General features: G+C 42.2%; 11 protein-coding genes and 2 tRNA genes. 10 read left to right on the top strand and 3 right to left on the bottom strand.

The features are described 5' to 3' along the window. Window positions 1–5: 5 nt before the first annotated feature. Both I2D69_RS11085 and I2D69_RS11090 read left to right on the top strand, forming a co-directional pair. Window positions 6–1,016, top strand: a complete 1,011-nt coding sequence (locus I2D69_RS11085) for an alpha/beta fold hydrolase (RefSeq protein ID WP_173770275.1) — start codon at window positions 6–8, stop codon at window positions 1,014–1,016. A gap of 399 nt (window positions 1,017–1,415) precedes the next feature. Further along, window positions 1,416–2,534: a hypothetical protein gene (locus tag I2D69_RS11090; RefSeq protein ID WP_118577556.1), complete on the top strand. Its 1,119-nt coding sequence runs from the start codon at window positions 1,416–1,418 to the stop codon at window positions 2,532–2,534. A 177-nt stretch (window positions 2,535–2,711) separates the two neighbouring features. Here the strand turns inward: I2D69_RS11090 and I2D69_RS11095 are convergent, their stop codons facing one another. Continuing rightward, complete coding sequence (locus I2D69_RS11095) at window positions 2,712–3,179, bottom strand: DUF2798 domain-containing protein (RefSeq protein WP_118577555.1); 468 nt, start codon at window positions 3,177–3,179, stop codon at window positions 2,712–2,714. 317 nt (window positions 3,180–3,496) lie between these two features. On the opposite strand from I2D69_RS11095, the gene I2D69_RS11100 reads away from it, so the two are divergent. The 7 genes from I2D69_RS11100 (at window position 3,497) to I2D69_RS11130 (ending at window position 10,862) form a co-directional block, all read left to right on the top strand. Next, a tRNA-Tyr gene (locus I2D69_RS11100) sits at window positions 3,497–3,581 on the top strand. A gap of 4 nt (window positions 3,582–3,585) precedes the next feature. Next, a tRNA-Arg gene (locus I2D69_RS11105) sits at window positions 3,586–3,659 on the top strand. A 237-nt stretch (window positions 3,660–3,896) separates the two neighbouring features. Continuing rightward, window positions 3,897–5,348, top strand: a complete 1,452-nt coding sequence (locus I2D69_RS11110; RefSeq protein ID WP_173769724.1) for a family 43 glycosylhydrolase — start codon at window positions 3,897–3,899, stop codon at window positions 5,346–5,348. Between the two features lie 110 nt (window positions 5,349–5,458). Then, a complete protein-coding gene (locus I2D69_RS11115; protein WP_207741812.1) occupies window positions 5,459–7,030 on the top strand; it encodes an MFS transporter in 1,572 nt (523 codons plus the stop codon). Between the two features lie 190 nt (window positions 7,031–7,220). Continuing rightward, entirely contained in the window at window positions 7,221–7,931 is a 711-nt protein-coding gene (locus tag I2D69_RS11120; protein ID WP_195379911.1) for a LytTR family DNA-binding domain-containing protein, read from the top strand. Then, window positions 7,928–9,256 carry an ATP-binding protein gene (locus I2D69_RS11125; RefSeq protein ID WP_195379912.1) on the top strand — a complete coding sequence of 443 codons (1,329 nt, stop codon included), beginning with the start codon at window positions 7,928–7,930 and terminating at the stop codon, window positions 9,254–9,256. The genes I2D69_RS11120 and I2D69_RS11125 overlap by 4 nt, the downstream gene beginning before the upstream one ends. A 22-nt stretch (window positions 9,257–9,278) precedes the next feature. Beyond that, window positions 9,279–10,862, top strand: coding sequence for a sugar hydrolase (locus I2D69_RS11130; protein ID WP_195379913.1), 1,584 nt, complete (start codon window positions 9,279–9,281; stop codon window positions 10,860–10,862). Between the two features lie 158 nt (window positions 10,863–11,020). Here the strand turns inward: I2D69_RS11130 and I2D69_RS11135 are convergent, their stop codons facing one another. Together I2D69_RS11135 and I2D69_RS11140 are read right to left on the bottom strand one after the other, a co-directional pair. Then, window positions 11,021–11,524, bottom strand: coding sequence for a hypothetical protein (locus tag I2D69_RS11135; RefSeq protein WP_118577551.1), 504 nt, complete (start codon window positions 11,522–11,524; stop codon window positions 11,021–11,023). 167 nt (window positions 11,525–11,691) lie between these two features. Next, window positions 11,692–12,096 carry a hypothetical protein gene (locus tag I2D69_RS11140; protein ID WP_195379914.1) on the bottom strand — a complete coding sequence of 135 codons (405 nt, stop codon included), beginning with the start codon at window positions 12,094–12,096 and terminating at the stop codon, window positions 11,692–11,694. A gap of 273 nt (window positions 12,097–12,369) precedes the next feature. Here I2D69_RS11140 and I2D69_RS11145 point away from each other — a divergent pair, with 273 nt between their 5' ends. Beyond that, window positions 12,370–14,310 (top strand): polysaccharide deacetylase family protein, encoded by a 1,941-nt coding sequence (locus I2D69_RS11145; RefSeq protein WP_330656149.1) that lies wholly within the window; start codon window positions 12,370–12,372, stop codon window positions 14,308–14,310. The last annotated feature ends 102 nt before the right edge of the window (window positions 14,311–14,412 follow it).

The following is a 14,412-nucleotide window of genomic DNA, read 5'->3' on the forward strand; positions in this document are numbered from 1 at the left end:
TAAAGATGTTAAAGAAAAAGATGTTAATTGCTTTAGGGGTGGCAGCAGTATTGAGTGTGAGCTGTGTAAGTGTGACTGTCTGGGCTGAGGAAAACGCAGAAGAGCAGACAGAGGAAGCAGAGGACAGTTCTAATTCTGAAGGCGAGGAAGATGCTGATTTAGAAGAGTCTGACAATCCGGAGATTGAAGAGGGATACACTACAGAACTAGAAGGCTGCACAAAGGTGGTTTCCTGGTGCAAAAATGAAGACAATAATATTTACGGACAGTTCTATTATCCGGAAGATTTTGACGAAACAAAGACTTATCCAGTAATCATTATGAGCCACGGAATCGGTTCTACTTCCCAGATGGTAGAGCGTGCAAAATGGCCGGAAAGGGCGGCTCAGGATGGATATGTGGTTTATACATTTGACTTCTGCGGCGGTTCCCTTAACGGAAACAGTGACGTAGATTTCATGGATATGACAGTGATGACTGAGAAAGAAGATTTAAGTGCTGTTATGGACTTTGTGAAAACAAAGGATTATGTGGATCAGGATCATCTTTTCCTTCTGGGACAGAGCCAGGGAGGACTTGTAAGTGCTCTGACTGCTGCAGACAGAAAAGATGATGTGGCTGCTATGATCCTGATTTATCCGGCGTTTTGTATTGCGGATAATGCCCGGGAAATGTATGATTCCGCATATGATATTCCGGAAGACAGAGCTGAGATGCCGGTAGGAACTGTGGGTTCTGAGTATGTGAAAACAGTTTATGATCTGGATGTTTATGGCACTATCAGCGCATATGACGGAGACGTGATGATCATTCACGGAATCAATGACAGCCTGGTGCCATACAGCTATTCTGAAAAGGCAATTGAGGAAGCGTATACAGGGGAAGGTTCTGTTCTGATTCCCATTTATGGAAAAAAATCTACCCATGGTTTCGAGATGAACTTTGAAGAGGGAAGAGACTATGCGGAGACAGTTGGATTGGAATTTTTGGATGTGCATTTGAAAGAGGAAGAATAAAGGTTTAGGAAACCAAAAAGTGAAAAAAACATGTAGGGCGTATTTATAGATCGTTATGAATTAAAGGCATTGCAAGGATATTATACCGCGTACTAAAAGTTAGATTTTAATGTCTGACTTTTGGGCGGTATGTTCTACAATGCCTTTTTTTATTTAAGTATATATTTTATAAAAATAATATTGTATAAAATAAATATAAATGGTATAATATTAACGAGGAATGATTCTTAAAAAAATATAAACTCCTTGCAGTACATTATATTTTATGTTACGCTGAATTCACATCTCAGGAACTCTATGTACTATTCGTAGGCGGTTCAGCTCATGAACAGCAGTCTATTCATTGCCATTCGGTGAAGTATTCCTGTGAAATAAGCGTAATAAAGAAGGTGGTGAAACTTGGGTGTAAAAGACCAGGGACTACAGGAGTATCTGAAAGATAACGAACGCTTTGCAGATTTTGTGAATGGTACCTTATTTGCAGGAAAGCAGATTGTGGATCCATGTTATCTTAAGGAAGTACAAAGGAAGAAGAGAGTATCATATAAACAGTCGATTATGGCAAAAAATATACAAAAGAAAAACAGTTCTGAAAAATACGGCGAAGAGGAAATTGCCAGGGAAAAAGGTGTTTTTGAAGAGGGAGAATTCGGGGATGACAGCGCGAAGCTCATGTATCTGGAAAGAGAGCGCGATTTCCTTCGTCTCCACGATAAGCCAGGCTGTAGATTTTTGTTGGCATGTGAAGTTGAATCTGGGGCAAATTATGAGATGCCTGTGAGATGTTTTACATATGACAGCATAGAATATACAGATCAGCTAAAAGAGTGGAAAAGAAAATCCCAGCAAATGTTTTGGGGAAGAGGAAAACGTGGGAAAAAACGGCGCCGAATCCGTCGTCCATTGCTTCCGGTATTTCATCAGGTATTATACCTGGGAGAGAAAAGGTGGAAGAGTAAGTTAAAATTACAGGAAATGATGGACATCCCGGAAAATGTGATGAGTTTTTCAGACAGGCTTCCTGATTATGATATTTGTATGATAGATATTCATGAACAGAATCCTGAGTTGTTTCACACGGAATGGAAAGATATTTTCCAGCTTATGAAGCACAGCCGTAAAAAAGACGAATTGAGAAAATACGTAGAAGAGAGTACCGAAGAAATACGAAAGCTAAGTCAAGAAACCAGATGGCTTTTGGCGATATTACTGGAGCAATATGAATTTGTTGATGAAGAGGTTGTGGAGGTGAAGGATATGTGTAAGGCATGGGATGGCGCAATGCAAATGTATGCAGATGAAGCGAGAGCAGCAACGCGGAAAGAAATGAAGAAAGAGATGAAAAAAGAAATGAGAAGACAGGCCAGAGAAAAAGATCGCAGGACCGTTTTTAACATGTTTTCTCGGGGGTATTCACAGAAAGAAATTGCGGCAATTTCCGAGCTGCCGCTTAAAAAAGTACAGAAAATGTGTGAAGGGTTTATCGAGAATACAACAATGGCAGTACATACTTCTTGATTTGGATTAGAAATTACAGAATAGTAGCTGAGAAAGTTTAACGAGAAAAGGCATTGCAAGGAATTATATGGCGTCTGTAAACGATTTGATTTTGGAGTCAAACGTTAGGGAGAGGCTATATCCTGCAATGCCTTTTAAAATCCTTCAAATTTATATGAAAACTGCTAACAGGTACGCTTATGCATCTTGTTTCTCCGGAAACATTTTCCCGAAGAGAAAACGGATCAGCGGTCCACAGTACATAAGCTGCCAGAAGAAGGCTACCGGGAAGTTCATGAAAGTGGTCTGGAGCCATACGGCAACGAACTGGGAACCCGCATTTTTAAACAAGATTGTGGCAATTAAGCTCATGATCGGGCACATAATGCAGATGATCATAACAGAAATTGCAACTGTGATGGCGAAAGGTCTGTCTTTAGGTGTGACAATACGAAAAGCAAGCTTATGGGCAAGGTTATCAACAATAAAGAACTCCAGTACAAATGCAACCGGCCACATAATCTTCATTTCGCCGAAAGCCATGAGAAATACCTGGTTGCTCATTCCACCGATGTTCAGGGAAATGTTGTAGCAGATCATGGCGTAGACCATAAGGAAAGCCATCATCAGAGTGAAAATAACATTTTGAAACTTAGTTTTTGGCATAAAATTGTTCTCCTTTTTCTAAAAATGGGTACAAAAAAGACACATGTGTTGTTCGTTATCAAGTGTACACTTGTGTCGTTTCCAATTTTATACCAGAGCTAATTTGTTATTGAATTGTTTACCGAATGATTATTATACCAGATAAATGGGAAAATGCAATAAAAAAATCGATATATAAGATGGACTAAGAAATGATAATGGGGATTTTTTATAAGTCAGAATGCAGTTTTACTTAAGTTCCTTGGTTATATTAAACTAGTGGTTTATTGCAGAATATATAGTTCTTCTGGTAATATAAAACATGTAAGAAATCATATCGGTCATTATCCCGTTAAGGAGGCGGAGCGGACTGTAAATCCGCTGTTATCATAACACGAGTGGGTTCGATTCCCTCATGGCCGAGTATACTCCTGTAGCTCAGCTGGATAGAGCACGCGTCTACGAAGCGCGGTGTCGAGAGTTCGAATCTCCCTAGGAGTGCTTCCAATGGCAGATGTCTTGGAATAAAGTGAATCAGGTAAGGAAATGGTGCAAAGGAAGAAAGCTGTCTGTGACTAGACGGCTTTTTTTCATTGAGATTCAACTTCTGGATTTTGAAGATGTGCTATTTGCGATGGATTTCTTACACTTTACGTAAAAAACAGGTACAGAAATTGCAGGGTGTTATAATAAATCCATATTATGAATTATGTAAAATAATCGATGGAGGATGAAGGTATGAAAACAAAGCAGGCTGTAAATCCGTACCTGCCAAGCTGGGAATACGTGCCGGATGCGGAGCCGCATATTGTGGACGGACGTGTATACATATATGGTTCTCATGATCTTTTTAACGGCTTGAATTTCTGTCTTGGAGACTATGTATGCTGGTCAGCACCGGTAGACGATCTTGGCAACTGGCGTTATGAGGGTGTTATTTTCAAAAGAGAGCAGGATCCGGCAGCGCCGAAGATCCGTCTTACAAATGGTCTGGCAGCACCGGATATGATCCAGGGACCGGACGGAAGATTTTATCTTTATTATTTCATGGGCGGCACCAAGATGATCTCTGTGGCTGTCTGTGACAAGCCGGCAGGCAAATATGAATTCTATGGTTATGTAAAATATGCAGACGGCACTCCTATTGGAAAGAAAGAGGAGCCGCTGCAGTTTGACCCGGGCGTTTTTATGGATGACGATGGAAAACTGTATCTTTACACAGGCTTTGCCCTTCAGGGAAATCCTCTTCTGCTTGATGGCTCCAAGCCGACTGAGCACGGTGCAATGTGCTTCGAGCTGGACCCCGCAGATATGCTTACTGTAAAAATGGGACCGAAATACATTGGAATTGCCAGTGAGAAAGAAGCACCAGGAAGTTCTTATGAGGGACATCCCTTCCTGGAAGCAAGCTCCATGCGTAAATTCAATGGAACCTATTACTTCATCTACAGCTCCCTGAACAGCCATGAGCTTTGCTATGCAACAAGCGATAACCCTACAGAGGGCTTTGAGTTTGGCGGTGTTCTGGTCAGCAACGGGGACATCGGCCTTCCTGGAATCACAGATGTAAAAAATGCAAGAAACTGCACCGGAAACACTCACGGAAGCCTGATCGAGATTAATGGAAGCTATTATGTTTTCTATCACAGACACAGTAACCGTAAGCAGTCTTCCCGTCAGGCCTGTGCAGAGCGCATCCGCTTCGAGAATGGCAAATTCTATCAGGCAGAGATGACCTCCTGTGGTCTGAATGACGGACCGCTTAAGGGAAAAGGAAACTATCCTTCCTACATTGCCTGCAACGTATATGGCAAAAAAGGAACCCGTTTCTTAAGTATGATCAAACATCCAAAGTCCGGTCATCCATATCTGACTCAGGAAGGAAAGGATCGTGAGCAGGGGTCAGATCAGTATATTGCCAATATGTGTGACGGAGCAGTTGCAGGCTTCAAATATTTTGACCTGCGTGAGACCTCTAAGGTTCGTATTAATATTAAGGGAAAAGCAACTGGAATTGTTTATGTATCCACAGAGGAAGGCGGCAAGCCAGTGGCAAAGATTCAGGTAAAACCTTGCAAGGAACAGCACGGTTTTGCAGCTGATGTAAACGGACTCGGTGAGAAAGAGGCACTGTACTTCAGTTACAAGGGAACTGGCGCATTTAATTTTATGTCTTTTGATCTGAAGTAAGATTCCATTAAATGTGCAGGAAATATTCTGCCTGCAAATGGAAGACAGAGCTTAAATAAAGGGAAAAAGAGTTTATCTTAAGAGTCAAATAAACCCAGGAGGCGAAATATTTGAACATTACTAATTTTGCAAAAAAACTTGCAGAAAAGCCGGTTTTTAAAACAAGAATCAAATCCGATCAGGTGAAGCTTCCGGAAATTGCCATTGGATATTTTCTGGCGCCCTTTTGCGCCATGTTTGCCAATGCCATTTTCGGTGCCTATCTGAACCGTTATTATGTGGATGTACTTGGCTGGACGAAATTCGGAGCATTTGCCACACTTCTGCCAATCGTATCTGTGATTTTCGTAGTTCTCGGAAATCTGATGATCGGGCAGTGGATCGACAACACCAGAAGTACACAGGGAAAAGCAAGACCTTACCTGATCATTGCAGCACCAATGCTGATCATAGCCATTATTCTTATGTTTATGACACCAGCTAAGGGCAATAATGCGGTGCAGATGATCTGGATCGCAGTGTCCTATAACCTGTACTATGCACTTGCATATCCATGTTTTTACTGTGCACATAGCTCCATGGTTTCTCTTTCTACCAGAAATTCTGAGAGCCGCGGGCTTCTTGCAACACTGTCAAATGCAGCAATGGTTGCTTCAGCAGGAGTTGGAGCCAGCATTGTAGTGCCGATTCTTCTTCAGAGCTTTCTGTTTGTGACAAAGGACGGCGGAATCGATGTGGACGCAAGCTATTCACACTGGAGGATTATTTCCATAGTTCTTTGTCTGGTAAGTGCATTTGGCTGTATGCTGGAATATTATTTTACCAGAGAGCGTATTACAGAGGAAACCATCAATCTGAATGTGAAGGAAGAGAAGCTTCCTCTGAAAAAACAGCTGGAAGGCTGTATCCACAACAAATACTGGTGGATCATCATTCTCTATTTCCTGATTTTCCAGTTTGGCCAGCTGATCAAAAACAGTTCCATGAGCTTCTATGTAAGATGGATGTTTGACAGTGTAATTAATTCTGCAAATCCGGAGCAGACTTCCGGTGCATTAATGTCAACACTTGGTTTGGTTGGTGGAATTCCTACTGCCGTTGGTATGGTAGTGGCATGGCCAATTGCCCGTAAACTTGGAAAGAAAAGAGCCGTTGTTACAGGACTTTGTTTCTCCGTTGTAGGCGGCCTTGTCTGTTTCCTGAATGTACACAGCTTCGGAATGGTTGCTGCAAGTATGGTATTGAAAGGAATCGGAAGTATTCCGGCAATGTATGTGACGATGGCGCTTCTTTCTGATGTGCTGGATCACCTGGAAGCGAAGAATGGTTTCCGAAGCGATGGATTTACAATGTCTGTTTATAGCTCCATTATGGTAGGTCTTAGCGGACTCTGTATCGGTGTGCTGAACAGTCTTCTTACCTTTGCAGGCTACAGCAATACCGGCATTGCCTGCAATCCGCAGACTCTGGAAATCATTGAAAATGTGGCAAACTATACAGGGCAGATCGTTTACCGTCAGATGGGCGGCGTGGAGCAGGTGCTTGCATTTGCATTTCTGGCGGCAGATGTGATCACCTATGCAGTTGTTATCATTCTCATGAGCCGTCTGGATGTAGAAAAACACATTGAAGAGGACCAGAAAAAGATCAAAGAAAATCAGAAGAAAGCAGCTAATATCTAATTGTTTCAGAACCTGTTTCCTGTTATACTATTCTTAGTTAACACAAGTGATTCCGGCTCCCTGGTGCAGTGTCACTGTGCCAGGGAGCCGTTTTAGCCGAATAAGCTGCGAAGAAGCTATTCGATTATGAGAAGGCAGCAAAGCGGATTGGAGTATCCGTTTGATTGAATAGGATAGGTGAGAAATAATTATGATAAGAATTGCAATTGTAGAGGATGACAGGCATGACCGGGAGGCGTTGAAGAAATGCCTGAATCGTTATGAAAAAGAGAACCAGATGAAATTTTCCGTAACAGAATTTCAGGACGGAGAGGATATTGTGACCGATTACACTGCCAGCTATGACCTTATTATTCTGGATATTGAGATGGCGTTTCTCAATGGAATGAAAGCAGCAGAAAAAATCCGCGAGCTTGATACAAATGTAATTATTATTTTTATTACAAACATGCCTCAGTATGCCATTCAGGGATATAAGGTAAATGCGCTGGATTATATTTTGAAGCCAATTTCCTATTTTTCATTTTCAGAGAGTATGGTAAGGGCTCTGGCAAAGGTGAAGACACCGGAGAAGGAGTACATTACCATTGTTCTGAAGGGAGGTAAAAAGAAGCTGGATGTGGCGCGGATTTGTTACGTGGAGGTTCAGGACCATGTGCTGATCTACCACACTCTGGATGGGGATTTTGAGACAAAGGGCACTATGAGGGATACAGATAATCAGTTTGATCCGAAGAAATATTTTCGGTGTAACCGCTGTTATCTGGTAAATCTGGAATTTGTAGAGACTTATCAGGGCAGTGATATCATGGTAAATGGCGATACGATCCAGGTGAGCAGAAGCAGGCGGAAGCCCTTTCTGGATGCACTGAATGAATACATGAATGAGGTGGGAAAATGAGAGGTACGGTAGTCAACACTCCCGGATATTATTATGCCATTTCCTACTGGCTTTCTGCACTGGTAATGATCCTTGTGCAGGGGCGCGGAAATAAAAAACTGTGGAAATATCTGCACGGGGCACTGAGTTTTATCAGTATTTTTACCGTTATGTTTTTTACAGATGGAATAAAGCAGATGTTTTTCATGCCTCTTATGGTTTGTGTGTTTTTGCTGATGCTTTTGTACATCAGGATGGCAGGAGAGCTTCCATGGCGTGAAACCGGATTTTTCTGTGCGAAGGCATTTATCAACGCAGAATTTGCAGCCTCTTTGTGCTGGCAGATTCATTATTTTTATACAGGTGATTTCAGCGGTCAGGAGAAGGGGACACCAGAGCAGATGCTATGGAGAGTGCTGCATATGGTAGTTATTTATGCAGTACTATACATTCTGATTTATTTGATCGAACGTTATCTGAAGAAGGATATTGAAGAATTGCAGATCACCCGCAGAGAATTACTGGTTGTATATTTTGTGCTGATTATGGTGTATTGTATCAGCAATGTAAGCTATGTGGATGTAAAAAGTATTTTCAGTGCAGGAACAGCTATGGATGTGTTTATTATCCGTACACTGGCGGATCTTAGCGGTATGGCGGTGCTTTATGCTTATCACATTCAGGTAAAAGAGATCCAGATGCGTTTTGAGAAGGATACGCTTCGGAATATTATGGATATGCAGTACAAAAATTACAAGCTTTCCAAGGAGAGTATCGACATTGTAAATCAGAAATACCATGATCTGAAGCATCAGATCAATCTTTTAAAAAGCGGCGCAGATTCTGAAAAAGCAGGGGAATACCTGGAACAGATGGAGCGTGAGATCAAGATTTATGAGACACAGAATAAAACGGGAAATAAGGTCCTTGATACCATTCTTACCAGTAAAAGCATGCATTGTCAGAGACATGGTATTGAGCTGAAATTTATGGGTGAGGGGCAGCTGCTGAATTTTATGGAGGATATGGATATCAGTGCTCTTTTCGGAAATATGCTGGATAATGCTATTGAAAGTGTGGTGAAGATCAAAGACCGTCAGAAACGTCTGATTTCCCTGCATGTGATTCAGGATAAACAGTTTATTCGTATTCGCACAGAGAATTACTGCGAGGAGAACGTTCAGTTCCAGGATGGAATCCCGATCACCACCAAGAAAGACAAACGGTTCCATGGATATGGAATGAAGAGTATGAAAAAAATTGTAGAGAAGTATGGCGGTTCAGTTATGGCGGGCAAGGCGAATAACTGGTTTGAGCTGAAGATACTGATTCCGATGAAACATTAGACGATTTTTAGGAGGAAAGATAATGCCATCATATAGTATAATTGAGAACTTCGAAGTACATAAAAATAACCGTTTTCTGGAAATTGCAGAATCCTTAAAGCCAGAGCTCCGGCATAAAGAAATCAAGGCTGCAAAGGAAATTATGGTGGGAAAAGACCGCCAGATGAGAACAGTTATTACAGAAGAGTACCCGATTGAAAATCTGTATGCAAAATCTTTAAAAAGAGATGATACAGTATTTGTGGATTTCGGGGATCATGCGGTAGGTTATGTGACTCTGGAGCTTAGTAAAACTGGAAGCCATCAGGATGCACCGGTTTATTTTTACCTGAAATTCGGTGAGCGTCTGGAGGAAATGACGGACAAAACTGCCGATTATGACGGCTGGCTCAGCCGTGGCTGGATTCAGGAGGAGTATATTCATGTGGATGTACTTCCGGCGAAGGTGAAGCTGCCAAGAAGATATTCTTTTCGTTATATGGAGCTTCGTGTAATTGATACTTCTGCCAAGTTCCAGCTGAAAATCAATGGTATTTCCTGTGATACGGTTTCTGCTGTAGACATGGAGTCTGTAAAGCCGGTGGATTTCGGAGATCCGCTTCTGAATCAGATTGATCTGGTAAGCCGAAAAACCCTGAAAGAATGCATGCAGGATGTTTTTGAGGATGGACCGAAGCGTGACCGCAGAATGTGGCTGGGAGATCTGAGACTTCAGGCGAGAGCCAATTATTACACCTTTAAGAATTATGATCTTGCCAAACGCTGTATGTATATTTTTGCAGGACTGCTTTTTAATGAGGGAAAACTAAGCGCCTGTGTATTCACAGAACCGGAGATGGAGCCAGATGATACTTACCTTCTGGACTATGCATTGTTTTTCTCATCTGTGCTTCTGGATTATTATGAGGCAACCGATGATCTGGAAACCTTAAGGGATCTCTATGATGTGGCAATTGATCAGATCCGCATTGCCATGACACAGTTAAATGAGAAAAATGTTGTGGAGGATTTAGGTGATGCATTCTGGTGCTTCCTGGACTGGGGAGATGGTCTGAATAAGCAGGCCGGAGCTACAGCAGTTCTTATTTACTGTATCCGTTACGGAATCCGCCTTGCAAAGATTCTGGATAAACAGGAGGATATCAGCTGGCTGGAAGAGAAGCAGGCCATGCTGAAAGAGGCAGCGGTGAAAGAGTTCTGGGATGAAGAGCTTGGAATGTTCGTAAGCGGTCCGGACCGTCAGGCTTCCTGGGCAACCCAGATCTGGATGATTCTGGCCCGTGTCTTTGACAAAGAGACAAACTGTAAATTGATCCATCATGTAATGGAAGTGAATCCGAGAATCCGCATGGTAACTCCATATATGTATCATCACTATATTGATGCGCTTATCCGCTGTGATGAGAAAGAGCTTGCACTGGAAGAGATGAAACGCTATTGGGGCGAAATGATCCACGACGGTGCGGATACCTTCTGGGAACTTTATAATCCTTATAACAGGGAAGAATCTCCATATGGTTCCAGTATGGTTAACAGCTACTGTCATGCATGGAGCTGTACGCCGACGTATTTCCTTAGGAAATTTTATATGGATAATGAGAAATAAGATTGAGAATGAGGATCTTGCAGAAATGCAGGATCCTTTTTGAAATAAGAGAAAGATTTTTGATAAAATGCAACACGCAGGAAATAATGTCTGGCATTACAATATGGGGAAAGGAGCATTAAAATAGCCCTGCCATCATAATGGCAAGGCTAAAATAATTATTTCTTCTTATTCTTTTTGGATTTCTTAGTCTCATTCTGGGCTGCCTGAGCTTCCTCGGCAGATTTCTTAAAACGTGCGAAAAATCCTTTTTTCTTCTTAACCGGAGCGTCCAGGTTACCGCGGATGCCTTTAACACCTACTATGTAAAGTCCACTTACTTCAGCTTTGATCTCTTTCTTCACAGGGATAAGGTCGAATACCTTCTCGTCTGCGATAAGAATGGAAATCTTCGGTCCAACTTTAGCCTTAACGATTGGCATCTTGGAGCGGCGGAGAAGCTTCGGTGTCTGGTCGATGACCATCTGTGGGAGACCTGATTCCTTAAGTGGCATTCTCTTCTTATCAATAACGAGCATGGAAACGGTCTGTTTACTTGCCTCGATTTGTGCCTGCTGTTCTTCCTGCTTCTTCTGGGTCTTCTTGCCAAAGAAATATAAACCAACCAGTAATCCGATGAGGATTACGAGAATCACCAGAAGGACGATTGTTACTGGATGCATACTTATCCTCCTACTATATTATAAAGTTTCTTAATAACTATTCAGCCTGCACGGTTCCGCAAAGCGTGTGACCGTGAAGGTTACTGTTCACTCCGTTATCAGTGAACAGTAACCTGTGAAGAAACTGAATAGTTACATTCTTGTTTCACATAAACTACATTTTAACATCATTTTTTGGAAAAGGCAATTGTTTTGTTATCTCCTTTGAAAAGCTTATAAGCCGTGAAAGTATATATAACCGGTACCGCAAATGCTGCAAGATTCATAAGAACCAGTATAATACTTCCCTTAATATGAAAGAAGTGGGCAATCTGGGGAATAAAGGCCAGAATTCCAAAGATAACGGTGCTCATTCTTCCTTTTTCTGCATTCATCACGCCTATAATTCCAATTGCAATCTGAAGAAGTGTAAATGCATAAGTAAGTGCAAAAGCCTCTGTAGTATCACCATGGCTTACATGTCTGCCCACAATATTAGTGGTTCCGATCCAGAAGCGGGCTGCGATCAAAGAAGCAGAACCCAGGGCTATTTCAAATAGTGCGCTGATGCGCATAATATCTGATCTGTTCATATTTTTCTCTCCTCTGAGTGACGGATAATTTCCGTTATTTCTATTAAATTAGATTTTATCATGTATCTTTTATTTTAACAATAAATGGCAACGGAAAGCAAGGATAATTACAGTGAAAAGGTGGTAATTATTTAAAATATCATGTATAATAGAAATCTACTGGTTACAGAATGGATAGACCTGTCTGATATGGTTATACTATAAGTGCCTGCGGTAACTGGTACTATTTTTACGAGGCATTTGAAGGGGGAGCTAAATAAGGAGTTATACATTATGAAGAAATCAGATACAGAACAGGAACAGCCTGGTCTGGAAGAGAATAAAGTTCCCGACAGCCAGTCCAAGCGGGAGCTTGACAGAGAACTACAGGAACTGGCAGAGAATGAGCGCCAGGAAGAGATATATTACGAAGAACGACGGCGCGAGCGACATGAGCGCAATCTGAAGAGAAAGAAGAGGCAGATACGGAATCGTAATCTGGCTCTTATTATTACTGCTCTGGCAGTGTTGGGCGGTGTTGGATACTTTTATAGAGAGCAGACGGGGTTAAAAGACGGCATGGAAACGCTGGTAGCCAAGGTAAGGGATTTGGTTCCTGATAAGAATTCCGGTAAAGAGAGCAAGGCAGCAGAAGAACTGGCAAAGGCTGACCAAAGCACCGAAAACCCCGAAAGTACCGAACCCCCCGAAAGCACCGAAAAACCAGATATTAATACAGAGGAAGCTGCTGACAGCTCAGACAGTACAGATATACAACCGGAATCTGGTGAAGGTACGGCAGATGACAGTGATGAGACAACTGGAAATACAGATGACAATTCAGAGGATATTGCACAGGATGAATCCGGGAATATGTCTGATGAAGAGAAAACAGAAGATAATTCTTCAGACTCTGTAAATCAGCCAGAGCAGGAAGCAGAGCAGGAAGCAGCCCAGGCGGCGGCCATAGATTTAAATGGGGTTATGCCACAAGCAGCAGCAGCCGGTGCAGGTATCATCAGGAGGCAGATCCGTCACGAGAAGAAAGTACTGACCACAGCCAAGGAGAAAGCTGCCCAGTATGATTATGACGGTGCAATCAGCCTTTTGCAGAAGGACAATGCATATGTAAGAAATGTCCATTTTCAGAATGCTGCAGAGAAATTCCAGAAGAAAAAGGATAAATGTGTAGCCTGGTCTCCGGAACAGGTAACTCACATTTTTTATCATTCCCTGATCGTGGATACTTCCAAGGCGTTTGATGGAGATTACAAGACAGATGGTTATAATCAGGTTATGACCACTATGGATGAGTTTAATAAGATAACCCAGATCATGTATGACGAGGGATATGTAATGGTAAACCTTTATGATCTGGCAGACGTTGATGAAAATGGGAAAATGCAGGCAAAGCAGGTTTATCTTCCTAAGGGAAAAACACCGTTTGTCCTTTCGCAGGACGATGTATGTTATTACCACTCCCAGGATGGAGATGGAATTGCCACCAAGCTTGTTATAGATGAAGAGGGGAAGGTTCGCAACGAATATGTACAGGATGATGGAAGCACAGTTGTAGGTGACTATGATGTTGTACCGCTGATCGACCGGTTTGTGGAGGAACATCCTGATTTTGCCTATCATGGACATAAGGGAATTGTAGCACTTACAGGCTATAATGGAATCCTGGGTTACCGCACAGATATCAGCTATCAGACACGACCAGATGATCTGAATGATGATAAAAAGGCGTGGCTTGACGCGCATCCTGATTTTGATCTGGATACAGAGCGGGCAGAAGCGAAAAAGGTCGCAGATGTCATGAAGGCGGAGGGCTGGACTTTTGCCAGCCATACATGGGGACATAAAAACATGTCCACAGTTTCCATGGAACGCCTTGAAACAGATACACAGAATTTCAAAGAGAACATTGACCCGCTTATTGGCGGAACAGATATTATTATCTTTGCTTTCGGAGCAGATATTAATAACGGCGGAGAGTATACTGGCAATGAGAAATTTGAATATCTGAAATCCCAGGGATATGATTATTATTGCAACGTGGATTCTAATCAATATTTTGTACAGATGACAGATGAATATTTCCGGATGGGAAGAAGAAACGTGGATGGATACCGAATGTATTACAATCCGGACATGCTGGCAGATCTGTTTGACGTAAGCCAGGTATTTGACCCATCCAGACCCACTCCTGTACCGCCTATGAATGGGGGCTGATAAGACCAGCTGCAAAGAGGGCATGGATTCGCATGATTTTGCGCTGAGATTCTCGGGTTTTATGTGAACTTTGTTCACATAAAACACCTCGCGGAACGTTAC

The organism is Ruminococcus sp. D54t1_190329_F1 (assembly GCF_015551645.1).
GTDB classification, from domain to species: Bacteria; Bacillota; Clostridia; order Lachnospirales; family Lachnospiraceae; genus Blautia_A; species Blautia_A faecis.

Excerpts from the sequence above, each read along its gene's own strand:
- I2D69_RS11085 (WP_173770275.1), top strand. The coding sequence starts at position 6 with ATGTTAAAGAAAAAGATGTTAATTGCTTTAGGGGTGGCAGCAGTATTG.
- I2D69_RS11095 (WP_118577555.1), bottom strand. The coding sequence starts at position 3,179 with ATGCCAAAAACTAAGTTTCAAAATGTTATTTTCACTCTGATGATGGCT.
- I2D69_RS11110 (WP_173769724.1), top strand. The coding sequence starts at position 3,897 with ATGAAAACAAAGCAGGCTGTAAATCCGTACCTGCCAAGCTGGGAATAC.
- I2D69_RS11120 (WP_195379911.1), top strand. The coding sequence starts at position 7,221 with ATGATAAGAATTGCAATTGTAGAGGATGACAGGCATGACCGGGAGGCG.
- I2D69_RS11125 (WP_195379912.1), top strand. The coding sequence starts at position 7,928 with ATGAGAGGTACGGTAGTCAACACTCCCGGATATTATTATGCCATTTCC.
- I2D69_RS11130 (WP_195379913.1), top strand. The coding sequence starts at position 9,279 with ATGCCATCATATAGTATAATTGAGAACTTCGAAGTACATAAAAATAAC.
- I2D69_RS11135 (WP_118577551.1), bottom strand. The coding sequence starts at position 11,524 with ATGCATCCAGTAACAATCGTCCTTCTGGTGATTCTCGTAATCCTCATC.
- I2D69_RS11140 (WP_195379914.1), bottom strand. The coding sequence starts at position 12,096 with ATGAACAGATCAGATATTATGCGCATCAGCGCACTATTTGAAATAGCC.
- I2D69_RS11145 (WP_330656149.1), top strand. The coding sequence starts at position 12,370 with ATGAAGAAATCAGATACAGAACAGGAACAGCCTGGTCTGGAAGAGAAT.